The following is a 23,326-nucleotide window of genomic DNA, read 5'->3' on the forward strand; positions in this document are numbered from 1 at the left end:
GGGAATGTCTGACGATGCAGCTCGTACTTGAAGTGTGTGGGAGCGATGGCGGCGCACCCGTGCCCTTGGCCCGTAAAGTCTTTGACCGTGTCGGCGGCGTGATTGGCCGCGGTTCCGGTTGTGACTGGGTGATTCACGATCCCAGTCGATTGCTTTCCAGCCACCATGGGTTGATCGGGTACCGCGAGGGCCGCTACTTCTTGACCGACATCAGTCGCAACGGGATTGGCGTGGCGGGCAGCCCCGAGCGCTTGCGCAAAGGACAGGCGCGCCCCATCAGCCATGGTGACGTTTTTCAGTTGGGGGCGCTGGTGATACGTGCCGGGTTGATGGAAGCACAGCGCGGTCCGGAAGCAGCGCTGGTCGGCGCGGGAGGACCGATCCCCGATGACGCCTTCCTGGGGCTTGACCCCTTGCAGACGCTGGACCTTGAACAGCAGCGGCAGGTTGCCTCGAATGAGCTGCAAGCCTTGAGCGAGAGCAGCGAAGAGCCGGGTGCATGGCAGGAACGACACGCGGCCGACAGGGCGTTTCTGGTCATGCCTCGCCGGGCGGAGCCGCCAGTGGAGGCCGCCACGGACGCAATTTTCGCGCCCGGTGCCGCCGTTGAGGAGCCGTTTTGGACGCCGTTTGCTGCTGCCCTGGGCATGGATCTGGACCACCTTGACGGACCGGGCCGTGCGGCGTTGGCTATCAAGGTGGCGCACCTTTTTCGCGTGGCGATCGAAGGGTTGCAACAAAATCTGCGCACCCGTGAAGCGCTGAAGAACGAACTGATGCCGGCATCTGCCGACAGGTCGGCGCAGAGGCAAAATCCCTTGGCGGTCTGTGTGGATACCCCGGCTGTATTAACCGCGATGTTAGGTGCGCAGGCGCTGGATCAATGCTCTGCCGAGCGCGCCATTACCCAGGCCCATCAAGACGGGCAAATCCATCAGGTGGCTCTGCTGGCGGCGTGTCGCAGTGCATTGCGTCACACACATGCCGTCTTCGCCCCTGGGCATTTGCTGTTGAGCCTGGAGTCCCAGCGCAAGCCTTCCAGGTTTTTCAGCGACGCTGGGTACTGGCGGGCTTACCAGCGCCATTACCAACGTCTTGCCGAGGACGATCAGTTCAACGATCCCCTGCTGGGCCGCGAGTTCACCAGGGCTTATGAGGAACAGGTACATCTGGCCTCAGCCCTGCACATCGATTATCCAGGATGATATTCATGCATCGCACACCCCTCAGATTCATGCTGTGCTTGTGCAGCCTGTTGGCCGGCTGCACGGCGCTGTCACCTTTGTCGACATTGACCAAACTGGATGTGGTGCTGACAGCCACCGAACAGGTAAACCCCGACCTTCACGATCGACCCTCGCCGGTGGTGGTGCACCTGATTGAACTACGTCATGCCGTAGCCTTCGAGAATGCCGACTTCTTCAGCCTGTATAACCATGCTGAACAGGTGCTGCCAAAGGATTGGGTGAGCAGTGAAGAGATCGAACTGCGTCCGGGTGACCGCCTGGCCCTCAAGCTTAGTGTTCGACCGGAAAGCCGTTTCGTGGGGGTACTGGCGGCCTATCGGGATTTGCCGCATGTGCAGTGGCGGCTGCTACTGCCAGTGACGCCGCGACACCTGAACCGTGCCGACCTGGTACTGGACAAAGCCGGGGTTCGTATTGCCGGCCCGCTCTCCGGCACGGAGATGCAATGACATGCAGGTTCACAAAGTCATCTGGCAGGAAGGCATGCTGTTACGGCCGCAGCACTTGCAGCACAACGACCGCTATTACCAGCAGCAACTCAACCGCACGCGCTTGTTGGGCAATGATGCGTGGGGCTTCCTGACGCTGGAACTCAATGAGCAGTACCTCAACCTGGGCAAGCTGGTGATCAACCAAGCCAGTGGCGTTTTGCCGGATGGCAGCTTCTTCGACCTGAGCGCAGTCATGGAGCCTCTGGTGCTGGACGTGCCTGCCGATTCGGGCAAACACGCGGTTTACCTGGCGCTCCCCCTGGCCACCGGCAATCAGGTTGAAACCCGTCAACCGTCCCAGAGCGAGGTGCTGGCCCGCTATATCGCCTGTGAAGTCGAAGTGGGGGATTCGAACGCCGGCATGGGTTCCCCTTGCCGGATCAACTGCGCACGCCCCGATTTGCGCCTTCTGCTGGACGAAGGGGAGAGCGATACGGGCTTCGTGAAACTCAAGGTCGCCCAGGTACTGGTGTCGTCGGGTGAAAGTGGTTTGAGCCTGGACAGGGAGTTCATGCCGGCCTTTATTTTTGTGCAGGACTGCGGGTATGTGTCGTCATGCCTGCAGGAGGTCATCAGCCTGCTGGCCAGTCGAGGGGATGCCATTGCTGCGCGGATGTGCGGCGAGGGTACGGCGGCCGGATCCCACGTGGGCGATTTCCTCATGCTGCAAGTGATCAATCGCACCGAGCTGGAGTTGCGTCATTACTTGAGCCAGCCTTTGGTGCGCCCTGAGACGCTGTTCCGGGCACTGGTGTCGTTGCTTGGTGAGTTATCAACGTTCACCCACGACAGCAAGCGTGCCCACCTGGACGTGCATTACCAGCATGCTGACCAGGCAGGCAGCTTCCGCGGCCTGATGGCGCAAGTGCGTGCCGCGTTGTCGGTCGTGCTCGAACAGCACGCCGTCGAGCTGACGTTGCAGCAACGTCAATACGGGGTGTTGGTCTGCCCGGTGAGCGACTTGAAATTGCTCGGCACTGCGACATTCATCCTGGCGGCGACTGCGCAATGTGACTCTGAGGAACTGCGCAATCGGCTGCCGGCCCATCTGAAAGTCGGCCCCGTCGAACGCATCCGTGAGCTGGTCAACCTGCATCTGGCAGGCATCAAGGTCAAGCCATTGCCTGTGGCACCGCGACAGATTCCATTTCATGCCGGCAAGACCTATTTCATGCTCGATATGAATGCCCACGACATCGCGCAGCTGGAGCAGTCAGGTGGCTTCGCTTTCCATGTAGGCGGGGATTTTGCCGGGATTGAACTCAACTTCTGGGCCATTAGGAATTGAACGCTATGGACAGTGACTACCCGCAGGACGAAAAGACCGTGCTGCTTGACCATGAAGGTCGCGGGCCGGCACAGGGGCCGATTACCGACTTTCCAGCGCCGCCGCGTTATGAGCAGTTGGAAGACCGGATGATCTATGCGGGCCATCTGTTGGGCGCGCAGCGTTTCAAGGTGGGCCTCAACCCCCTGGTGACGGCGGCCTGGGAGCTGTTGTCGGAGTTGGTCCAACTCAAGGGCTGCTCCGCACGTGAGCAACTGGATACGATCAACGACCGGTTATTGTCGGCGGTCACTCAATTCGAAGCCCGCAGCTTGCAGAGCGGCATCGAGAGCAGCCAGGTCATGTCGGCGCGCTACGTATTGTGCAGTGTCATTGATGAAGCCGTCGTCACCACCCCGTGGGGGGCCAGAAGCGAATGGTCGAAGATGAGCCTGTTAAGCCGTTTTCACCATGAAACCTTCGGCGGCGAAAAGGTCTTTCAACTCCTGGAACGATTGTCTCGCGACCCGGTGAAACACCTGGCCGTCCTGGAGTTGATCTACCTGTGCCTGAGTTTGGGGTTTGAAGGCAAATATCGGGTCATGGAGCGAGGCGGGCTGCAACTCGAAGCCATTCGCGATGGATTGTATCGACAGATCCGGCAAGTGCGCGGCGATCTGCCGGTGGAACCTGTGCTTCCTGCCAGGGACTTGTCGCGTCGCCGCAGGCCGTTACGCCTGATTCCAGTCTCGTGGTTTGTGGCCTTTGTCTTGGCCTGTCTGTTGGTGATGTACACCGGGTTTTCCTGGGTGCTCGGCAAAGAGCGGGCGAATGCGCTGCAACCCCTTCAACTGTCGGCGTCGGATTTGAACCAGACGCCCTTGTAAACGCTGGGAGCGATGAATGAACGCATTCTTCAAGGGCGCGGGCGCTGTGCTGGGCACGGTTTGGGTCTGGAGCCTTTTACTGGTGCTGTGCAGCGCTGCTGTGGTGTGGTGGATCGGGCCGTTATTGGCCGTGGACGATCATCGGTTCTGGCAAGGTTCGGCGGCCAGGCTGGTCAGCATCAGTGTGTTGTTTCTGCTGTGGGGCATTGCGATGGCCCTGGTGGGCGGGGGCCAAGTTGCCGGCCTCGCGAAACCGGGGCGGCGGGCACGCCGGCAGCCATTGAAATGGGTCGAGGAGGAGCACCGGCATGTACGCGGTCGGTTCAAGCAGGCCGTTCAGTTGTTGAAGACGTCCCGGCGCTATGGCGAGCATAACCAGCGTTGGCGCCGTGACTTGCCCTGGTATCTGTTGATCGGTGAGCGCGGCAGTGGCAAGACGCAGCTGTTGGCCGCCGCCGGCTTGCCGTCGCCGTTCGACCAGGCGGGGGGGACGCCGACGAGCGGCGGCGTTCACTGTGACTGGTACTTCGCCGACGAAGGCGTGCTCATCGATACGCCGGGGCGTTACCTGTTACAGCCTGACGTTTCAGTCGATGCGACCGGTTGGACAGCGCTGCTGCGCCTGCTCAAGTGGCGGCGCCGCGCGCGGCCGCTCAACGGCGTGGTGGTGACGCTTTCGGTAGAGCGGCTGACGAGCGACAGTGAGCATGATCTGGAGCAGCATGCACGGGCCGTGCATTCGCGTTTGCAGGAAATCCAGCAGGTGCTGCATGTGGATGTGCCGATCTATCTGGTATTGACCCAGGCTGATCGGCTGCCGGGGTTTGCTGAATTCTTCGACTCGCCCCTGGGGGAAGCTGCCGATAGCTTGCTTGGCCAGCCACTTGAGCCTGGCAAAACGGGTATTGAAGTCGCTCAGGTTCACCTGGCGTTCGAGCAGTTGCTGCAACGTTTGAATGATCAACTGATCGCTCGATTGCATCAGGAGCGTAATGCCGACCGTCGTGGCCAAATGCTGGGTTTCCCGCAGCAGGTTGCGCGCCTGGGCGAGCGCCTTTGCCTGTTCATCGAGTTGGCTTTTTCCGCTCATCGCTATCAGCGCGTCAATGGTCTGCGAGGGTTCTACTTGACCTGCGCCAATGGCAGGCGCAACCACTTTGTCCAAGGCCTGTTCAGCCGGGTGATATTCGCCGAAGCCGACCTCGCCGGTTTGCAGGCCCACGAGCAACAGCGCATGCGGCGGCGTCAGGGGCTGCAGGCATTGGCAGCAGCGCTGGTGATCTGTGGGGTCGGGGGGCTGTGGATGTACAGCTATTCGCTGAACCAGCAACGCCTGGCTCAGGTAGCGGCATTGGCAACTTCAGTTTCGAGCGTCCCGCAGGGTGGCGATGCCGCCTTGAATCTTGTGGCTGTGTTGGATGCGCACCTGTCGGCAACCCAGGTTTTCCCGGATGTGGCAGGCACCCGGCTGGTGGAGCGAGCAGGTTTGTATCAGGGCGAGTTGAGTCGCCCGCTCCTGGTTCGAGCCTATGAGCAGGCGTTGCACCAGCGGCTCCTGGCCCACGTCACGGCGCTGCTCGAAGACCAGGTACGCGCCAGCCTTGGGGATCGGGAGCGCCTGGTGGAAAACCTGCGCGCTTACCTGATGCTCAACCTGCGCGAGCGGCGCGATACCCGCTGGCTGGCGCAACAGGTGGCGGGCCATTGGGCCGCCGGTTTTGCCGGCAACGCTTCGGTGCAGGCGCGCTTGAATCAGCACTGGGTGCGCTTGCTTGAACAGCCGTTCACGGCGCATCTCAACGAGGAGTTGGTGGCACAGGCACGTGCAGAGCTGCGAGGCGAGTCGTTGGCGGAGGGGATTTATCGCGTGCTGCGCGAGCAGTCGCGCCACCTTGAACCGCTGCGCCTGGCCGAGGGCAAGGTATTCGCCGCCATCGACCCACCGATTCCGGGTTTCTATACAAAAAAGTATGTGCAGTATTTCGAGGCCCAGGGGCCGCGACTGGTGAATGCTATCGCACAGGACAACTGGGTATTGGGGGAGGGCACTGATCTGGGTGCCATGGATTTGCGTCGGTTGATGGTCCAATTGCAGCAACGCTACTTCAGTGAGTATGCCGATGTCTGGGCTGCCGCTCTGGGCCGACTCAGGCTGCTGCCGACCGACAATCTGCGCCAGGACGCCGAGCAGCTGGCGGACCTGACCTCCGCTCAATCCCCGCTGATCCAACTGTTGCTGCAACTGCGTGAAAACACCCGTTTGCTGGCGGGGCATGAGCTTCTGGGCAAAGTGGCCCAGCAAACCGGTGAGCTGGGCCCCTTGACCTCGGCGGCGGCAGCGCAGGCGATGTTTCCCGACGCCGGGCGGCGGGCGTTGCAACGGCGTTTTGAACCCTTGCATCAATTGCTCGATGAGCAGGAAAACCCAGGCGCGCAATTGACCCAGGCATCGCGCTTGCTGGACGAATTGCATCTGCAATTGGCGGCCCTCAACCGAGATAGCTCCCCGGAGCAGGCGGCTTTCCTCAGGGTCAAGCGGCGCATGGAGGGGCAACCTGATGTACTGGGTACGCTGCGTGATGCAGCCGCCCGTTTGCCGCTGCCGTTGGCGGGCTGGGTCGAGGGCATCGCTGATGACAGTTGGCGTCACTTGCTGGAACAGGCCTATACGCATGTCAACCAGCGCTACCAGAGCGACGTGCACCCACTCTATGCCAGGGCGATTCGCCAGCGTTACCCGTTCAACGCCCATGCAACCAGCGATGTGGCCCTCAACGACTTTCATGAGTTTTTCAAGCCTCAGGGCGTTCTGGTGCGTTTTTATGAAGGTTACCTGCGACCCTTCGTCAGTGCCGACGGCAACCGCTACCGGTTACGGGGCATGGATGGGCAAAACTTACCGGTCTCACGCTTTCTGTTGGACCAACTGACGAAAGCCCAGGTGATCCGTCGCGGTTTTTTCACTGAGGAGCAGGGAGAGCTGTCAGTCCAGTTTACCCTGGCGCCCTATAGCCTGGACCAGTCGGTCAGCCGGGCGATCCTGCGGGTTGGCGACAAGCAGTTGGAGTACCGCCACGGGCCAATCCTGCCCATGATGTTCCATTGGCCGACCGACGCGGATAACGGTCGCAGCAGCCTGGTTCTGGAACGAGGCGCTGGGCAACGGCCATTGGGCCTCGAAAAAAATGCCGGGGCCTGGTCGTTGTTCAGGTTGTTTGACTTGTTGCAGAAAGAGCCTGCCAGTGGGCGCAACGCCCAGTTATTCAAGGCGAACCTGTCCGGCTTGCGCGCCAACTTCTTGCTGACCAGTCAACGTACGCCCGGGCCGTTTGAAATCGATACCTGGCGCACTTTCCGATTACCGGAGCAGCTATGAGCTGCGGCCTGCATCAATGGCGCAGTGCCGGGCGTTCGCAGCAAGGGCGAGCGCGAGCCCGCAATGAGGACGCCTTCCTGGACTGCCCGCAGCGAGGCTGCTGGGCTGTGGCGGATGGCATGGGCGGCTATCGCCATGGCGAGGTCGCCAGCCAGTGGGTGGTCAGCAGCCTGGCGGCAATGTCGGCCGAGGGTGACCTTGATCGACGGGTTGGCGCGCTCCGCCAATGTTTGCAAGACGTCAATCAACGGTTGGGCGATGTGCGAATGGCGCCCGCCACGGGCGGCGACGTCATGATGGGCAGCACCGTGGTTGCACTGTTGCTTGAGCACGGGCGTGCGGCCTGTATCTGGGCGGGTGACAGTCGCTGTTATCTGTGGCGCGATAAGAGTCTTTACCAGTTGTCGAGGGACCATTGCCTGGCGCAGCGCCTGATGGATGAGCGCCTGTTGAGCGTGGCGCAAGCCCAGGCTCACCCCGATGCCAGGGCCTTGACCCGCGCCGTGGGCGCGCGTTCGCGGTTGCAGCTTGAGGTGCTGGAACTCAGCACCCGCCCAGGCGATGTATTTTTATTGTGCAGTGACGGTCTGTACCAGGCCCTCAGCCATGGCGATCTGGGGTGTGCGTTGAGCCTGGGAGCACCCCGGCAGGCGGTGGACCACTTGTTTGCCAGGGCGTTGTGCCGGCCAACGGCGGATGACCTGACCGCTGTCGTGGTGCAATCTTGAACGCCGCGTCGACCCCTCCCGGCCTGCTCGTGGGGCGCTATCACCTTGAGCGCGTGTTGGGGCGGGGCGGGATGGGCGTGGTGTATGGCGCACGAGACCTGTTGCACGAGCAGTTTGGTGAGCCCTGCTCCAGGGTTGCGCTCAAGCGGCTGGATGAGACTTTTTCGGCGTGCCCCGATGCACATGTGCTGTTGTTCAGCGAGTTTGCGTTGACACGCAGCCTGCGCCACGACCGTGTGGTGCGCATGTTTTCGTTCGAGGTCGACACCCACAGCCAGGTCGCGTTCTTTACCATGGAGTGGCTGCACGGCATGACCCTGGATCGGTTGTTGCTGGAATGCCCGGAGGGTTTGCCCTGGCGGGAACTGCAACCCTTGGCCATCCAGTTGCTGGATGCGCTGGTCTATATCCATCAGCAAAACATACTGCATGGGGATGTGAAACCGGCCAATGTCATGGTCGGTGAAGACGGGGTGCGTTTATTCGATTTTGGCCTGGGTTATACGCCGGCATGGGCGAAGTCGGGTTTGCCGAGTCTCAGCCGCGACCGTTTCAACGCCTGGACGCCCGCGTATGCGGCCCCGGAGCTGCTGGCCGGTGGCGCGTTGACGGCTGCTGCCGATGTGTACGGTGTCGCGTGCGTGTTGTATGAACTGGCCCATGGCCAACGTCTGGGTGAGCGCAGCTGCATCGCCAAGCTGACCCGGCCCAGGCAACTGCCTGGGCATTGCTGGCCTGCACTGCGCTGTGCGTTGGCTACGAGCCCCGAGCGGCGCAGTGTGACGGCAGCCGAGTTGCGCGAGGCCTTCGGCCGCAGGCGGTCTTGCTGGTGCCTCTAGGGTAGGGGGCAAACGGTCACGTCATACAACTGGGCTGACAAGAGGGGGCCCCTTAGTGTGAACGACGCGGCTCGATATCAGGGGAGGGCCGGCTGAGATGACGTCGAGCGCGTTTCTGGGCCTTGCGGCGTATCCAGTTTTGCAAGGGCGCCAGCAGGAAAAACATCAGGTAGGCCGTGAGCACCAGGGTCAGGTCTATCCAGGTTTCAGCGACTGGGCCGGTAAAGATTTCAATGACGTTTTTGATGATGAACAGCAACGCTACGCTGCACAGCCACAGCACCATGGTGACAAAGATCGGGCGCATAGGGTTTGGGCGTTTGTCTTGCATGGTAAAACTTCTCCTGAGTGCCTGCTTCCGTTCCAGACAACATCCTTGAGTGGGTAGCCCGGTTTTCATCCGGTCTGCAACATCCATTAATGCGCAGAACGGCGCGGATGATACCGACTCAGATCAGTTTAGGGAGCAGGTTATGTCGGAAAGTTCCTATTATTCATCTGGAAATTGGCGTAACTGATGGGCTTCCACCGCCAAAATGCCCCTGGACAAGTGGCAAAAGGCTTTCGCTTCCGCCATCAGGACGTGTAGCGTTGCAGCGAGTCACAGGCAGAGGGACGGGTCATGGCGCAAACGCTGTTCAAGCTTTTCCTTACTCAGCGCCTGGCGGCCCTGGCCAGTACGGATTCATTGCGCGCGATTCGTGAGGGGTTGCTGTGGATCCTGCCGTGCCTGCTGGTGTCCGCCGGCTTCCTGATCCTGTCCGAGTGCGCCAGTGTGCTGGGGTTCAGCTCACAGGTAGTGGGCTTTCTATCGGGGGTGCACAACCAGATCAGCTCGGTTATCCCCCTGTTGGTGGCCGCATCCATCGGGTACATGCTGGCCATTCAGTATCGCTTGCCACAGCTGCCGGTCGCTTTCCTGTGCCTTGCCCACGTAGTAGTGGCCACGTTCGTGCTGCGTGATTATCCCCGGGCTTCGGCGACCTTCGTGCTGTTCATCGCGATTGCGTCACCGTTGATCAATGTGCCGGCCATCGCCTGGTTGCACCGCTTTCGTTGGACGCGCCTGGTCAACGAGGACCTGGTGGGGCACAACCTCAAGGGCACTATCAACATGGTGTTACCGGGTGCAATCACGGCGCTGTCATTGGTGCTGGTGTTGGCGTCTTTGCTGCAGATTCCCTATGTCGGGCAACTCCAGGGGCCCCAGGTGCTCGATGCGCTGCAAACGCCCTACGGCAGCGGGTTGTTCGTCACGATGATGAATTCGTTGTTGTGGTTTTTCGGCATTCACGGAGTGTATGCCATGCAGCCGCTGTTCGATGTCCTGGACCAGGCCGTAGTGCTCAACGGTGCGTCGCTGGCGGCGGGGGAGCCCAGCCAATACCTGCTCAACAGCGGGCTGTTGGGGTGTTTCGCATTTATCGGCGGCTCGGGCGCGGCGTTGTGCCTGCTGTTTGCGATCCTGCTGTTTTCCAAGAGCCACACCGTGCGCCTGCTGGCGATTGCCAGTTTGCCGCTGTCGTTGTTCAACGTCAGCGAGGTGCTGCTGTTTGGATTGCCGATCATCCTCAACCCGCGTCTGTTCATCCCCTTCCTGCTGGCGCCTGCGCTCAACGCCATGGTGGCCCTGATGGTGGTGCAGATGGGCTGGGTATCGCCGGCGGTGGCCAGCGTGCCGTTGACCGCACCGGTATTGCTCAATGCCTACCTGAGTACCCATGGCGACATCGGCGCGGTGGTGTTGCAACTGGCACTGCTGGGGCTCGGCACTCTGGTGTATGCACCGTATGTGCGGGCGATGCATCGCCAGGCCAATGAAAGCGGTACGGTGTACCTCAAGTCGCTGGACATGACTTTTCGCGGCCTCGAGGAAAAAGGCCGCTTGCTGGAGCTGGACCCCGTGCTGGCGTCCCATCGCAGCGCAGCGCGCCAGGCGGTGGAGTTCAGCCGGATTCAGCAGATCAGCGATTACGAGTTCTACTTGGAGTTCCAGCCCCAGGTCTCCATCCGTACCGGCCTATGCACCGGTTGCGAAGCCTTGATGCGTGCCCGCGACAACCAGGGCGTGGTGCATTCCCCCTGGGAGTTCCTGCAATGGCTGGCGCAGGCACGGCTGATGCCCGATGTGGACGTATGGGTGGCGTCCCAGGCCGTGCGCCAGTATCAGCAATGGAAGAAGGTTGGCTTCGAGTTGCCGATGACCATTAATATTTCCAGCTCGACCCTGACGCACGCCGCCTATGGTGATCGCCTGGTGCAGATCCTTGCCCAGGCTCATGGGCGAGTGTCAGTGGAAATCACTGAAGACGCATTGGTCGGTGATATCCAGGCCACTCGCCAGACCATCCAGAAACTGCAATCGATAGGCGCCAAGGTGTATATCGATGACTTTGGTACCGGGTTTTCGGCGTTGAGTTACCTGCACCAGTTTCCCGTGGACTTCATCAAGATCGATCGCAGTTTTGTCGTCGCCCAACGCGACCCCAAGGGGGCCCAGGTGCTGACCGGCATGTTGCGTTTCTGCGAGGCGCTGAACCTGGGCGTCGTGGTCGAGGGCGTGGAGACCGCCGAGCAGTTGGCCTTCTTGAACACCGGCACTGAATTGTTTGTCCAGGGCTGGTATTTCAGCAAAGCGCTGCCCAGCGATCAGATGCCGGATTTCGTGCGCGAACGCGAAACCTTGGCGCAGGTCTAGGCCGATTCGTAACCGCGTCGCGTGCGTTCTATCTCGTCGAGCAGGTTATCGATGCCCGCCAGGCGTGCGCGGTTGTCGTGATCCCAGGGGTGAAAGCCCGGTTTGAAATAATGCAGCCATGGCCGCAGCATGCGCGGGAACACCCCTTTGGGACCGTACAAAAACTTGAGCATGCGCCAGAAACCCTTCAAGTGCCCGCCTGAGGTGCGATCGGCCAGCAGCAGGCGCAGGTGAAAATCAAACACCACCAACCAGAACAGCACCGTCGTGGTAAGCATGGTGCCGGTGCGCAACAGGTAGCGCAGTGGGCCGGGCTTGATCACTGCGTTCCACACATCGAACGCCACCGCCTTGTGTTCGGTTTCTTCGAAGGCGTGCCAATACCACATTTGCTGGTAGCCCTTGAGCGAGTCGCCAAAGCGCGACGGGTCGCTGAGCAGAATCTCCGCAAGCATCGCGGTGTAGTGCTCAAGGGCGATGGTCACCGCCAGGTTGAACGAAGGCGGCAGGTGTTTTTTTTGCAGGTCGAGGATGAATTTGAGACGACGGTCGAGGGTGTGTGCCGGCAACCCGGCCGCTTGCAGCAGATCGTTGTAGGCCACGTGTTCGCGGCTGTGCATCGCCTCCTGGCCGATAAATCCCTGGATCTCGGCCTTCAAGGCGGGATCTTCAATCTGTGCGCGGTAGTGGCGCACACTGTCCATGAAAAACAGCTCGCCCTGGGGAAACAACAATGACAAGGCATTGAAGAAGTGGGTGATGAACGGGCCTTGTTCATGCCAGTTCTTGATGCGCTCGGCAGGCAAGGCAAAACGGATATCGCGGCGGATCGGCAGCATGGTGCGTTCTCCTGTTCAGTGACGGGGCTCGTCGTTGGTTTCAAACACCGGCCTGCGTGGCTTGGGGGCCATGCGTTTGCTGGCGACGACCACGAGCGCTTGATAGGCCGCCGGCAGGCAACGGGCGAGCAGGTCGAGGAAGTAGGCGTCACGGCCGATCAGCACGCGGCGTTTGTTTTTGCGGATGCCGTGCAAAATCACCTTGGCAGCCTGATCGGCGTCGGTGATGAACAACTTTTCAAAATCGGCGCGGGCCTGTTGTTCGCTGTGGATGAGAAAGCCGGTCATGTTGGCGTCGATACGGCTGCTGCGGCAGATGTCGGTGCGGATGCCGCCGGGGTGCACGCAGGTGGCCGAGACGCCGCAACGCTGCAGGTCAAGTTCCTGGCGCAAGGCTTCGGTAAAGCCGCGCACGGCGAACTTGGTGGCGTTGTAGCCGCTCATGCCGGGCTGGGCGAACAAGCCGAATACGCTGGACGTGTTGATCACATGCCCATCGCCGCTGGCTTTGAGGTGCGGCAGAAACGCCTTGGTGCCGTGCACCACGCCCCAGAAGTTGATGTTGACGATCCACTCCAGGTCAGCGTAGTCCACGCCTTCGACGGTGCTCGACAGCGCCACCCCGGCGTTGTTGAAGATCAGGTTGACCTGGCCATGGTCGGCGACGCAACGGTCGGCCCAGGCCTCCATCGCTTGGCGATCGGACACATCCAGCACCTGCGTGGTGACCGTCACCGGCGACGAGCTCGAGGTCCGGACCAGCGCCAGTGTCTGCTCCAGGCCCTGGCTGTTCTTATCGGCGAGTGCCAGGTGGCAGCCTTCCCGCGCCAGGGCCAAGGCCAATGCGCGGCCCATGCCGGATGCCGCGCCGGTGATTGCCGCCACGCGGCCGTTGAATGACTTCATGACAGGCTGCCTTCTGCGCGGGAGTGGGGCGCTGGAACCGGATGGAGGGAGGGGCTGGTCGCGATCGGATGGGTGACGTAATCCTTGAGCGCGAATTGGCGGGTCACCTGTTTGAAGCGCCAGGTCGAACCGGGCCACAAGGTGGTGTTCTTGCCGGTGCGCGGGTCGAGGTACCAGCTGCGGCAGCCACCGGTGTTCCAGATGGTGCGCTTGAGCTTGTCCTGCAACCGACGGTTATAGGCATCTTCGACGGCGGGCTTGATGTCCACTGTGGCGATGTGATGACGCCGCATCTGCTTGAGGGCATCGAGGATGTAGCTGACCTGGGCCTCGATCATCAGAATCATCGAGTTGTGGCCCAGCCCGGTGTTGGGGCCGACGATCAGGAACAGGTTCGGGTAGCCCGGCACGGTGGTGCCTTTGTAGGCGTGGGCGCCCTCGCGCCAGGTGTCCATCAGGTCGATCCCGTCGCGGCCGATGATGCAGTCCCGAGGCAATGGATCGGTGGCCTGGAAACCGGTGCCAAAGATCAGGCAATCGGCCGGGTGCTTGATACCGTCACGGGTGATCACGCCGTCGGCTTCGATACGCAGCACACTGTCGGTGATGACCTCGACATTGCTGCGCGAGAGCGCCGGGTAATAGTCGTTGGAGATCAGCACGCGCTTGCAGCCGATGGTGTAATCCGGCGTCAGGGTTTTGCGCAGGGAAGGGCGGGTGACTTGTTTGTGCAGGTGGCGCAGGGCGATCTTCTGCACCATTTTCATCAGGCGCGGGTGCCGGGCGAAGCCGAGCACACGCCCTTCCAGCGCCCAATAATACGCACCGCGCACCAGCCGTTGCGTGAACGGCAGGTGCTTGAACGCCCAGCGCTCGAAGCGCGAAATGTCTCGGTCCGGTTTGGGCATGATCCACGGCGGTGTGCGTTGAAACAGCTGCAGATGAGCCACCAGCGGCGCGATCTGCGGTACGAACTGAATGGCGCTGGCCCCGGTGCCGATCACCGCCACGCGCTTGCCCCGCAATGAATAGGCGTGGTCCCACTGCTGGGAGTGGAAGCGCTTGCCTTTGAAGCTGTCCAGCCCGGGAATATCCGGCAGCGCCGGGCGCGACAGGCCGCCCATGCCCGAAATCAGCACGCGCGCATTGATGTGTCGTCCATTGCTGAAGCTGAGCTGCCAGCGTTGCTGCTGTTCATCGAACACGGCGCGTTGCAGGCCCATGCCAAAACGCAGGAAGGACGCCAGCTCATAACGCCGGGCGCAATGCTCCAGATAAGCGCGGATCTCCGGCTGCGGGGCAAATTGCCGGGTCCAGTCCGGGTTGGGGGCAAAGGAAAACGAGTACACATGGGACTGCACGTCGCAGGCGCAGCCAGGGTAATGGTTGTCACGCCAGGTGCCGCCGAGGGTCTCGGCTTGCTCGGCGATCAGGAAGTCGGTGACTCCGGCCTCCTTGAGCTTGATCGCCATGCACAGCCCTGCGAACCCTGAGCCGATGATGGCGATATCGATGGCGTCGCTGTAGGCATTCATAGCTTGTCCTTCGTGGGCATCGGTTGTGCTCCTGTTTTTGTTGTGTCTTTTGGATAGAACACTATTGCAAAGGAAAATTGAATTAATTATTTTAAAAAAGATTTTAAATAATCTACCTGAAAATATCGCTTACGCTAGGACCTTGTTGCACAGGTCCGACTTTGTCCGACGGACGAGTAGGGTCTGCATGAGGTTCAAGTCCAGGGTGTGGACGATGGCTGAGGCCTTGATCAATACCGGTCGGGTCGCCAGCAGCAGGGAAGCAGAGGACCGAGCTATGGCTGTCGAATGGGTTGTCGCTGCGGCTGTGTGTGTGGGGGCAAGCGTTGTGCTATGGGGTTTCAGCGCCTGGATGACCCGGCGTATTGAAGCGGCTGTTCCGATCAACGGGCGTTTCGTGGAGGTCGATGGCGAGCGCTTTCATTATGTAGAAGAAGGCAAAGGCCCACCGCTGGTGATGATCCACGGGCTGATGGGCAGCAGCCGCAACCTGACCTACGCCTTGTCCGGTCAGTTGCGTGAGTGTTTTCGGGTGATCACGCTCGACCGCCCGGGCTCGGGTTATTCCACCCGGCATAGCGGTACCGCGCCGGACCTGCCGGCCCAGGCTCGACAAATAGCCGCGTTCATCAAGACCCTGGACCTGGATAAACCACTGGTGCTTGGGCATTCCCTAGGCGGCGCGATCGCCCTGGCGCTGGCGCTCGATCATCCCCATGCGGTCAGCGGCCTGGTCCTCGTGGCACCGCTGACCCATCCGCAACGTCTGTTGCCGCCGGTGTTCCTGTCATTGGCGGTGCGCCCGGCCTGGTTGCGTCGTTGGCTGTCGCACACCCTGACGATGCCCATCGGCCTGCTGACCCGGAGGGCGGTGGTCAAGGGGGTGTTCGCTCCGGATGCTCCGCCGACGGATTTCGCCACACGCGGTGGCGGTTTGCTGGGCATGCGTCCCGACAACTTCTACGCCGCTTCTACCGAGATAAATAGGGTCAACGATGACCTGCCGGATATGGTCAAGCGCTACCCGCAACTGAGCCTGCCCATCGGGTTGATCTATGGTGCGCGGGACAAGGTGCTCGACTTCCAGAAGCACGGCCAGGCCCTGGCCAGCAAGGTGCCAGGGCTGAAACTGCAGGTGGTGGAAGGGCGTGGCCATATGTTGCCGATCACCGCTACCGAGCGGGTCGCTGCGGTGGTGCAGCAGATCGCCAAACGCGTGCGACCACTGGAAAGCGCCGCGGTGCTGCATCCGCCGTTTGCCCTGGCGAGTCAATAATTTTGCAATCGAACCTGCGGTTCGGCGGCGTCAATGCTTGCCCTAGACACCTGACCCTGGAGCCGGAAAAGAGACTGCTCGGTCACGTCCGAAAGGCCCTTAGAAATTAGTTGACGACCTAACGATTCCGCGCTATTTATTTAAAAAAATTATTTCAATATCTAATTTGAAACAATTTTTGAAATGCCTAAGAGCGAATAAAATAATGAAAAAAACGCCTTTTATCGCATGGTTGGTTTTCCGGGGCAGTCAGCGCTCCGTGAACCTGTTGTCCGCTCGATTTGTCACCCCCGCCACCGGTCTCGTACGGAGGTTGCCATGAATCAGTCTCTGGCCACTTCCAACGTCTGGACCGACGGCAAGCGCCACTTGTGGTGGCTTGGCATCATGCCTCTGGCTACCCCATTGCTCTCTGGTGCGCTGGCCATCACCACCGGTGTGCAGCAACTGTGGTGGGTCGGTGTCCTGGTCATCTTCGGCCTGATCCCGTTGATCGATGGCCTGCTGGGTGAAGATGTCAGCAACCCGCCTGAATCCGCCGTCAACCACCTTGAATCGCAAAGCTATTACCGCTGGATCGTCTACACCGGCGTCGTGTTCGTCATTGCTTCGGTGGTGATCACCGGTTGGCTGGCGGCGGGCGGTATCGACTGGATCATTCAGGGCGGCCTGTTGCAGGCCACCGCGCACCTCGACCCGTCGAGCTGGCCGGCCCAGGCCGCCAGCTACCTCACTGCACGCACGCAGTTGCATGGATCGGTAAGTTGGTTCACTTATCTGGGCATGGCACTGTCCACCGGCGCCGCCACCGGGATTGCGATCAATACCGCCCACGAGTTGGGGCACAAACCCAAACCCCTGGAAGTGTTTCTCGCCAAGGTGACCCTGGCGCCGACGTTCTACGGGCACTTCTACACCGAACACAACCGCGGCCACCACGTGCGGGTCGCGACCCCCGAAGACCCGGCCAGCTCGCGCCTGGGTGAGAGCTTCTGGGCGTTCCTGCCACGCTCGGTTTGGTTCAGCGCCCGCTCGGCCTGGAACCTGGAGCGCGAGCGCTTGCGCAAACTCGGCTTGCCGGCCTTGCATTGGAAGAACGCTGTCCTCAGCGCGTGGCTGTACAGCGTGGGGTTGTGGGGCGCGATGATTGTGTGGCTTGGCGTCGCCGTGATTCCTTTCCTGATCATCCAGGGTGTCTACGGGTTCTCGTTGCTGGAAGTGGTGAACTACGTCGAACACTACGGCCTTAAACGCCAGAAGTTGCCCAACGGCCGTTATGAGCGCTGTTCGCCTCGGCACTCGTGGAACAGTAATCGGATTGTCACCAATATCTTTCTGTTCCAACTGCAACGGCACTCCGATCACCATGCCAACCCCACACGCAGTTATCAGTCGTTGCGTCACTTCGATGAGTCACCGCAACTGCCTTATGGATACGCGAGCATGATTGTCTGGGCTTATGTGCCGTACTTGTGGCGCCGTCGCATGGATCATCGAGTGCTGAATCATTACGGCGGCGATATCCACCTGACCAATCTTCAGCCGTCAAAACGCCTGAAGTATCTGGAGAAATACGCGAACGGTACGGCACCGTTCTGATAGCAACCTGATTGTCGGGCTGACTCGGGATCCAGGTATTGCGCAGGTTCCGATCGCCCAGAATTTAAAGATTGAATGCAAGTGAGTTGTTTGACCCGAACAAAAATAATTTCAAGGGAAGGACCTGCACCATGCAAACAGCTGCCAAGTTCACCACTCATATCGTGCTGGCCGCCCTCGGCCTGATTGTCTACCAACAGGCCCAGGCTGCCCGTATCGAGCCTGCGGGCAGCGCCTTCACGGCCCAAGGCCCGATCAGCTTTTCCAAGGGCGCCCTGATCAGCGCCGACTGCACCATCAAGGTGGCCGGCAAAGTGGCGGCCGATGGTTCGTCGGTGAACGTCGACAAAGTTGAGTTCGATGGCGGCCTTAAATGCAGCCGTGTCGAAGCCATCAACTTGCCCTGGATCCTGGTCGCCAAAGATACCCAAAGCGGTTCCATGTCGAAGATCAGCGTGGATGTGCACGCCTTCGGTCTCGGTGGCAAGTGCGGTCCTTCGACCGCCAACGGCACTTGGGATAACGCCACCGGCAAGTTGGAAGCCGCCAACGTGCCGATCGGCGAGGACTGCAAGATCAAGACGGTGTCGATCAAGATGCCGCCCAACTTCAAAGTGGTTGAATAAACACAGTCGAAAGATGCGGTGGTAATCGAATTGAGATTTGGCTGGAAAGGGAAGTTCTGCAGTTTCACCGTGACCTCTCGTTCATGGCCATTACCCCTGGCGAAATGACTTCGCCATAACATGTGAGGAAAAACAATGAAAAGCTTGAAAACCCTCGTTTGTGCAACTTCTTTTGCAATGTGCTTTGGCGCGGCTTCGATGGCCAGTGCGGCTTCGGTTGCTCCGGATGGTCCGTTCTCCACCAATGCCGGCACCATCGTTGTGAAATCGCCATCTTCCTTCGGGGCTGCGGTGACCTGCGGGATTACCTTCACCGGCAACGTCAGCGGTGGCGTGGCTTCCATCAACGGCGCGACCCTGACCGGTGGCGGCCTGTGCGCGTTGCCGACGCTGACCAACCTGCCATGGGTGCTGACTGCGGCGACGGGTACCACCGGTACCGTGACCAACGTCGGCTACAAAATCTCCTCGATTCCTGCCACCAACTGCGGCCCTACCACCATTGCGGTGGCCTGGAACCCGAGCAGCAAAACCCTGTCCGCGGCCAACCAGGCGCTTAGCGGCAACTGCACCGTGGTTTCCCTGAGCGTGGTAGCGCCAACGCTGACGGTGAACCCGTAAACCGTAACTCCTGAGGGCTGATCACCCCGGTACACACAGGCGCCTCGCCAGAGGCGCCTGTTCGGGTACCGAACACCGGCAGGGGCCGGGCGTAGATAATAATAAGGAGTACCGCATGAATAATAAGAAACCACATGCTCACACGTTACTGGGGCTGGCCTTGCTGGGCGGCCTGATGACCACGGGGCCGGTCGAGGCGGGCGGGTTTTCTACGCCTACCTACGGCGCACCGGGTTGGGGGCGTGCATTCGGGGGCGGTTCACTGTTCAAGAACGATCCGAGTGCCGCGTACAACAACCCGGCGGCGATGGCGTTCATCGACTCCACCATTGCGCAGCAGACGGTCGATTACGCTCGGGTCAAGATCAAATATTCCGGCCAGGCTTATGACCACAACGGCAACCCGGTGACCAACACCCCGGTTCTGGATGACCAAGGCAATTTGGGCGATCCGACTCTCAATACCAACAATGGCGGGCAAGGTGGCTTTACCGCCTGGCTGCCGACCGGCTTTCTGGTGGTGCCCATCGGCGACCGCTTCGCCTTTGGCCTGAGCCAGGTGGTACCCCAGGGCATGAAAACTACCTGGGATCAGAACTCGAAGCTGCGCGATTTCGCGGTCGACACCAAAATCGAAACGGTCGGCCTCACAGGCTCGCTCTCGTTCAAAGTCAATGATGAGTTCTCGGTGGGTGCCGGTTTGATCTATCAGCGCAGCCAGGGCTTTGTCAGCCAGAACATTGACGTGCTGGCGGCTGCGGATGTTTCTCCCGGGCTGGGAGGCACTGGTTTTCCAACCGGTGTCGGGCATTCATTGATGCGCGTGAAAGTCGATAACAGTTCAGTGGGCTGGTTTGGCGGCATTGTCTGGAAGCCGACGCTGCAAGACACACTGGGCCTGAACTATCACGCCAAGATCAAAAACAAGATGACCGGTAAATACAACATTTACACGGATGCGATTGGCCGCAACACCATGACCAACCCGATCGGTCCAAACGGCGAAACCCTGGTTGAAATGGCCTATCCCGGCCTCAAGCTGTTCCCGGATGGCGCGCATGCCAGTACTCAGCTGGACATTCCGGCGACCGCCGCCGTTGACTGGGTGCACCAGTTCAATGACCGCTGGGCGTTGGGCGTGAGCGTCATGTGGACCGAATGGTCTTCGTTCCAGGACCTGACGCTCAAGTCGCAAGGTTCGACGATCGTCGCTATTCCCTACAACTACAAGAACGCCTGGATGACGTCGATTGGCGGCGATTACAAAGCCACCGACGAACTGACCCTGCGTGCCGGTGTGGCGTACGACCAGACCCCCACCCGCAACTCCACCCGAGACCCACGGATTCCTGATGGCGACCGCTACTTCCTGGCGTTCGGTGCCGGTTATGACATCAAGGCCGTGCCTGGCCTGTCGGTGGATGCCGCGTATTCGCACCAGTTCGTCGAGAAGGTCAACCTGAGGACCAAGAACGTGGATCGCCTCGGAGCCGCGCAGTTGGATGGCAAGGCCGAGTCGTCCGGTGATGTGGTCAGCCTGTCGGCCACCTACAAGTTCTAAAGCGTCTGGCACGGCAGTCGTGGGGCAGGGCGTCCAGCGCATCTAGAGGCTCGGCTCCACACTGTCGTCGGATTGGGCGGTTGGCCCTTGCGACGGTCCTGATATTTTCCTTCGTAACCTGAAAAAGGCTGACGTGTTCAGCCTGGTATTTTTTTTCGCCAAACGATTAAATAAAAATTTCAAAACATAATTTGAATTTGTCTTTTCAAGTTTGTAGTGTGGCTTTATGCAGCAGCTCATTTCGATCTGCCGTGCAACAGCCTGCCCTGAATCGAGTTGTTCTGGATCAAGTGAGGTATCCCCCATGGTTATCTGGTTATTGATAGGTGTCGCAGCAGCGATTGCCCTGGCATATCGACAAGCCGCCGCCGCGATTTGGCTTGGCGCTGGCCTGGTCTGGCTGGCGATGGGTTACCTGTTCAACGCGGTGGCAGGTTTTGGCGCCACCGTCGCGGCGGTGCTGGTGGTGTTACCCGCCTTGTTGATGATCCTCAAGCCGCTGCGCCGCAGCTTGTTGTCGAGTAAGGCGCTGGAGCTGTTTCGTACGATCATGCCGGCGATGTCCGACACAGAGCGCGCCGCCATCGAGTCCGGTACCGTGTGGTGGGACGCCGAGTTGTTCAGTGGCAAACCCAATTGGGCGCGCCTGCTCAACGCGGCACCGGCGCGCCTGAGCGCCGAAGAGCAAGCCTTCCTCGACAACGAGGTCGAAACCCTGTGTGACATCGCCAACGACTGGGAAACCACCCAGGTCTGGCAGGACATGTCCCCTGAAGCCTGGCAGTACACCAAGGACGCCGGCTTCCTCGGCATGATCATTCCCAAGCAGTACGGCGGCAAAGGCTTCTCCCACTACGCCCATTCCCAGGTGGTGATGAAGTTGTCGACGCGCTGCTCGGCGGCGGCGATTTCGGTGATGGTGCCCAACTCCCTCGGCCCGGCGGAATTGCTGCTGCATTACGGCACCGATGCCCAGCGCAACTATTACCTGCCACGTCTGGCGCGGGGCGAAGACATTCCCTGCTTTGCACTGACCAGCCCTTACGCCGGCTCCGACGCCGGGGCGATTCCGGACCTCGGGGTCGTCTGCAAAGGCGTGCACGAGGGCGAGGAGGTGTTGGGTTTCAAAGTGACCTGGGACAAGCGCTACATCACTCTGGGCCCGATCGCCACGGTGCTGGGCCTGGCATTTCGCGCCGAAGACCCGGACGGGCTGCTCGGCCAGCCGGGCTCGTTGGGGATCACCTGCGCATTGATTCCGACGGCTCATCCGGGGGTGAACAGTGGTCGTCGTCACTGGCCACTCAACGCGGTCTTCCAGAACGGTCCGACCACCGGCAAGGATGTGTTCATCCCGCTGGAATGGGTGATCGGCGGGCGCGAACAAGTCGGCAATGGCTGGCGCATGTTGATGGAATGCCTGGCTGCCGGCCGCGCGATTTCCTTGCCTTCGGCTAACGTCGGCCTGGGTAAGGTCGCGGTGCGCGGCACCACCGCCTATGCGGCGATGCGCAAGCAGTTCGGTTTGCCGATCGGCAAGTTCGAAGGCGTACAGGCACCCTTGGCGCGCATGGCCGGACACTTGTATGCCTGCGACGCCGTGCGCAAGGTCTCGGTGGCATCCCTGGATGCCGGCGAGAAACCTTCGGTGATTTCGGCCATCGCCAAATACCACGTCACCGAACGGGCGCGGATGATCGTCAACGACGGCATGGACATCGTCGCCGGCAAGGGTATCTGCATGGGGCCGAACAACTTCCTGGCCCGCGCCTACCAGCAGAGCCCGATTGCGATCACGGTGGAGGGGGCGAACATCATGACCCGCTGCCTGATCATCTTCGGCCAGGGCCTGATCCGCTGCCATCCCTACGTGTTCCGCGAGATGGAAGCGGCGCACCACCCGGACCGGCGCAAGGCGCTGGAAGCGTTCGACAGCGCGATGTTCGGCCATCTGAGCTTTGTGCTGGCCAACACCGTGCGGGCCGCCGTGCATTCGCTGACGGGCGGGCGACTGATTGCTGCACCGGCCAAGACCGACCCGGCGCTGGCGTCCTACTACCGTCAGGCCAACCGGCTGTCGGTGGTGCTGGCGCTGATCTCGGACATTTCCATGGGCGTGCTGGGCGGTGCCCTCAAGCGCAAGGAAAGTATCACCGGGCGCCTGGGGGACATTCTGTCGCAGCTGTACATCTTGTCCTGCGTGCTCAAGCGTTTTGAAGATGATGACCGGCCCCAGGCCGACCTGCCGCTGGTGCATTGGGCGGCCCAGGATGCGTTGCTGCGCGCCCACGAAGCGTTGGCCGAAGTGCTCGACAATTACCCGTCGAAAGCGGCCGCACGGGTGGTGCGAGGCTTGAGTTTCCCCTTCGGTATTCCCCTGCGCAAACCTTCGGACCGTTTGCTGGCACAGGTGGCTGAGGTGGTGCAGACCCCCGGCGAAACCCGTGACCGTCTGTTGGCCAATTCCTACATCCCTCGGCCGGAAATCGACAAGCTGGCCTATGGCGAACTGGGCTTCCGTTTGCTGCCGCAGGTAGAGCTGATCGACGCGCGCCTCAAGTCTGCCGTCAAGCAAGGTCTGATCGAGCCGATGCCGATTTCCACCACCGCCTTTACCGCCTGGCGCGTCAAGGCGCGGGCGCTGGACCTGATCAGCGACGACGAAGACGCCTTGCTCGGGCGTTATGTGGAATACGCCGACCACGGCATCCAGGTCGACGACTTCCCGCAGGACTTCGGCTTGCTGGAAGCCTTGCAGCAGCGCCAGCAGGCGTTGGAACCCAAGGCCAGGCGCCGCACCGCCCAAAACGAAAACGCCACGGTCAACTAG

At 60.7% G+C, this 23,326-nt stretch carries 18 protein-coding genes; 14 read left to right on the plus strand and 4 right to left on the minus strand.

The genetic code is table 11. The features are described from left to right. The first annotated feature begins 14 nt into the window (after nucleotides 1-14). From tagH to MJP36_RS15120, 7 genes are read left to right on the plus strand one after another with little or no spacing between them, the layout of a single operon-like run. On the plus strand, nucleotides 15-1,205 hold the full coding sequence (gene tagH / locus MJP36_RS15090; RefSeq protein WP_244385628.1) for a type VI secretion system-associated FHA domain protein TagH: 1,191 nt from the start codon (nucleotides 15-17) through the stop codon (nucleotides 1,203-1,205). Nucleotides 1,206-1,210: 5 nt separating this feature from the next. Then, nucleotides 1,211-1,696 (plus strand): type VI secretion system lipoprotein TssJ, encoded by a 486-nt coding sequence (gene tssJ / locus MJP36_RS15095; protein WP_104994002.1) that lies wholly within the window; start codon nucleotides 1,211-1,213, stop codon nucleotides 1,694-1,696. Nucleotide 1,697: 1 nt separating this feature from the next. Then, nucleotides 1,698-3,026: a type VI secretion system baseplate subunit TssK gene (tssK, locus tag MJP36_RS15100; RefSeq protein ID WP_244383334.1), complete on the plus strand. Its 1,329-nt coding sequence runs from the start codon at nucleotides 1,698-1,700 to the stop codon at nucleotides 3,024-3,026. Nucleotides 3,027-3,031: 5 nt separating this feature from the next. Continuing rightward, nucleotides 3,032-3,892, plus strand: a complete 861-nt coding sequence (gene icmH, locus MJP36_RS15105; protein WP_244383335.1) for a type IVB secretion system protein IcmH/DotU — start codon at nucleotides 3,032-3,034, stop codon at nucleotides 3,890-3,892. 16 nt (nucleotides 3,893-3,908) lie between these two features. Continuing rightward, nucleotides 3,909-7,268, plus strand: coding sequence for a type VI secretion system membrane subunit TssM (tssM, locus tag MJP36_RS15110; protein ID WP_244383336.1), 3,360 nt, complete (start codon nucleotides 3,909-3,911; stop codon nucleotides 7,266-7,268). Then, nucleotides 7,265-7,996, plus strand: coding sequence for a PP2C family protein-serine/threonine phosphatase (locus MJP36_RS15115; RefSeq protein WP_161549808.1), 732 nt, complete (start codon nucleotides 7,265-7,267; stop codon nucleotides 7,994-7,996). Before tssM ends, MJP36_RS15115 begins: the two co-directional genes overlap by 4 nt. Continuing rightward, nucleotides 7,993-8,835 carry a serine/threonine-protein kinase gene (locus MJP36_RS15120; RefSeq protein ID WP_161549809.1) on the plus strand — a complete coding sequence of 281 codons (843 nt, stop codon included), beginning with the start codon at nucleotides 7,993-7,995 and terminating at the stop codon, nucleotides 8,833-8,835. Before MJP36_RS15115 ends, MJP36_RS15120 begins: the two co-directional genes overlap by 4 nt. A 52-nt stretch (nucleotides 8,836-8,887) precedes the next feature. Here the strand turns inward: MJP36_RS15120 and MJP36_RS15125 are convergent, their stop codons facing one another. After that, nucleotides 8,888-9,166, minus strand: coding sequence for a hypothetical protein (locus tag MJP36_RS15125; RefSeq protein ID WP_060752596.1), 279 nt, complete (start codon nucleotides 9,164-9,166; stop codon nucleotides 8,888-8,890). Nucleotides 9,167-9,457: 291 nt separating this feature from the next. Here MJP36_RS15125 and MJP36_RS15130 point away from each other — a divergent pair, with 291 nt between their 5' ends. Further along, nucleotides 9,458-11,533 (plus strand): PTS sugar transporter subunit IIC/EAL domain-containing protein, encoded by a 2,076-nt coding sequence (locus MJP36_RS15130; RefSeq protein ID WP_161549811.1) that lies wholly within the window; start codon nucleotides 9,458-9,460, stop codon nucleotides 11,531-11,533. Here MJP36_RS15130 and MJP36_RS15135 read toward each other — a convergent pair. From MJP36_RS15135 to MJP36_RS15145, 3 genes are read right to left on the minus strand one after another with little or no spacing between them, the layout of a single operon-like run. Continuing rightward, complete coding sequence (locus MJP36_RS15135) at nucleotides 11,530-12,372, minus strand: metal-dependent hydrolase (RefSeq protein WP_161549812.1); 843 nt, start codon at nucleotides 12,370-12,372, stop codon at nucleotides 11,530-11,532. The genes MJP36_RS15130 and MJP36_RS15135 overlap by 4 nt on opposite strands. Before the next feature lie 15 nt (nucleotides 12,373-12,387). Further along, nucleotides 12,388-13,278, minus strand: a complete 891-nt coding sequence (locus MJP36_RS15140; protein ID WP_161549813.1) for an SDR family NAD(P)-dependent oxidoreductase — start codon at nucleotides 13,276-13,278, stop codon at nucleotides 12,388-12,390. After that, nucleotides 13,275-14,813, minus strand: coding sequence for a flavin-containing monooxygenase (locus MJP36_RS15145; protein WP_244383337.1), 1,539 nt, complete (start codon nucleotides 14,811-14,813; stop codon nucleotides 13,275-13,277). The genes MJP36_RS15140 and MJP36_RS15145 overlap by 4 nt, the downstream gene beginning before the upstream one ends. A gap of 277 nt (nucleotides 14,814-15,090) precedes the next feature. Between MJP36_RS15145 and MJP36_RS15150 the strand changes: the two genes are divergently transcribed. From MJP36_RS15150 to MJP36_RS15175, 6 genes are all read left to right on the plus strand, one after another. Further along, nucleotides 15,091-16,089, plus strand: a complete 999-nt coding sequence (locus MJP36_RS15150) for an alpha/beta fold hydrolase (RefSeq protein WP_244383338.1) — start codon at nucleotides 15,091-15,093, stop codon at nucleotides 16,087-16,089. A gap of 318 nt (nucleotides 16,090-16,407) precedes the next feature. Further along, nucleotides 16,408-17,688: an alkane 1-monooxygenase gene (locus MJP36_RS15155; protein WP_104993990.1), complete on the plus strand. Its 1,281-nt coding sequence runs from the start codon at nucleotides 16,408-16,410 to the stop codon at nucleotides 17,686-17,688. A 131-nt stretch (nucleotides 17,689-17,819) separates the two neighbouring features. Next, nucleotides 17,820-18,314 (plus strand): alkane oxidation protein activator PraA, encoded by a 495-nt coding sequence (gene praA / locus MJP36_RS15160; RefSeq protein WP_161549816.1) that lies wholly within the window; start codon nucleotides 17,820-17,822, stop codon nucleotides 18,312-18,314. Nucleotides 18,315-18,449: 135 nt separating this feature from the next. After that, the gene (praB, locus tag MJP36_RS15165) at nucleotides 18,450-18,935 is read left to right on the plus strand and encodes an alkane oxidation protein activator PraB (RefSeq protein ID WP_104993988.1); all 486 of its coding nucleotides are present in this window, start codon (nucleotides 18,450-18,452) and stop codon (nucleotides 18,933-18,935) included. Nucleotides 18,936-19,050: 115 nt separating this feature from the next. Next, nucleotides 19,051-20,496, plus strand: coding sequence for an outer membrane protein transport protein (locus tag MJP36_RS15170; RefSeq protein WP_104993987.1), 1,446 nt, complete (start codon nucleotides 19,051-19,053; stop codon nucleotides 20,494-20,496). 304 nt (nucleotides 20,497-20,800) lie between these two features. Continuing rightward, nucleotides 20,801-23,326 carry an acyl-CoA dehydrogenase gene (locus MJP36_RS15175; protein ID WP_244383339.1) on the plus strand — a complete coding sequence of 842 codons (2,526 nt, stop codon included), beginning with the start codon at nucleotides 20,801-20,803 and terminating at the stop codon, nucleotides 23,324-23,326.

The sequence above is a fragment of the Pseudomonas palleroniana genome (assembly GCF_022836895.1).
In the GTDB taxonomy this organism is placed as follows: domain Bacteria; phylum Pseudomonadota; class Gammaproteobacteria; order Pseudomonadales; family Pseudomonadaceae; genus Aquipseudomonas; species Aquipseudomonas palleroniana.

Coding starts and splice junctions, on each gene's coding strand:
- tssM (WP_244383336.1), top strand. CDS start 3,909: ATGAACGCATTCTTCAAGGGCGCGGGCGCTGTGCTGGGCACGGTTTGG.
- MJP36_RS15155 (WP_104993990.1), top strand. CDS start 16,408: ATGAATCAGTCTCTGGCCACTTCCAACGTCTGGACCGACGGCAAGCGC.
- tagH (WP_244385628.1), top strand. CDS start 15: ATGCAGCTCGTACTTGAAGTGTGTGGGAGCGATGGCGGCGCACCCGTG.
- MJP36_RS15145 (WP_244383337.1), bottom strand. CDS start 14,813: ATGAATGCCTACAGCGACGCCATCGATATCGCCATCATCGGCTCAGGG.
- MJP36_RS15125 (WP_060752596.1), bottom strand. CDS start 9,166: ATGCAAGACAAACGCCCAAACCCTATGCGCCCGATCTTTGTCACCATG.
- praA (WP_161549816.1), top strand. CDS start 17,820: ATGCAAACAGCTGCCAAGTTCACCACTCATATCGTGCTGGCCGCCCTC.
- MJP36_RS15150 (WP_244383338.1), top strand. CDS start 15,091: ATGGCTGTCGAATGGGTTGTCGCTGCGGCTGTGTGTGTGGGGGCAAGC.
- MJP36_RS15130 (WP_161549811.1), top strand. CDS start 9,458: ATGGCGCAAACGCTGTTCAAGCTTTTCCTTACTCAGCGCCTGGCGGCC.
- praB (WP_104993988.1), top strand. CDS start 18,450: ATGAAAAGCTTGAAAACCCTCGTTTGTGCAACTTCTTTTGCAATGTGC.
- MJP36_RS15115 (WP_161549808.1), top strand. CDS start 7,265: ATGAGCTGCGGCCTGCATCAATGGCGCAGTGCCGGGCGTTCGCAGCAA.
- MJP36_RS15140 (WP_161549813.1), bottom strand. CDS start 13,278: ATGAAGTCATTCAACGGCCGCGTGGCGGCAATCACCGGCGCGGCATCC.
- MJP36_RS15135 (WP_161549812.1), bottom strand. CDS start 12,372: ATGCTGCCGATCCGCCGCGATATCCGTTTTGCCTTGCCTGCCGAGCGC.
- MJP36_RS15170 (WP_104993987.1), top strand. CDS start 19,051: ATGAATAATAAGAAACCACATGCTCACACGTTACTGGGGCTGGCCTTG.
- MJP36_RS15175 (WP_244383339.1), top strand. CDS start 20,801: ATGGTTATCTGGTTATTGATAGGTGTCGCAGCAGCGATTGCCCTGGCA.
- tssJ (WP_104994002.1), top strand. CDS start 1,211: ATGCATCGCACACCCCTCAGATTCATGCTGTGCTTGTGCAGCCTGTTG.
- tssK (WP_244383334.1), top strand. CDS start 1,698: ATGCAGGTTCACAAAGTCATCTGGCAGGAAGGCATGCTGTTACGGCCG.
- icmH (WP_244383335.1), top strand. CDS start 3,032: ATGGACAGTGACTACCCGCAGGACGAAAAGACCGTGCTGCTTGACCAT.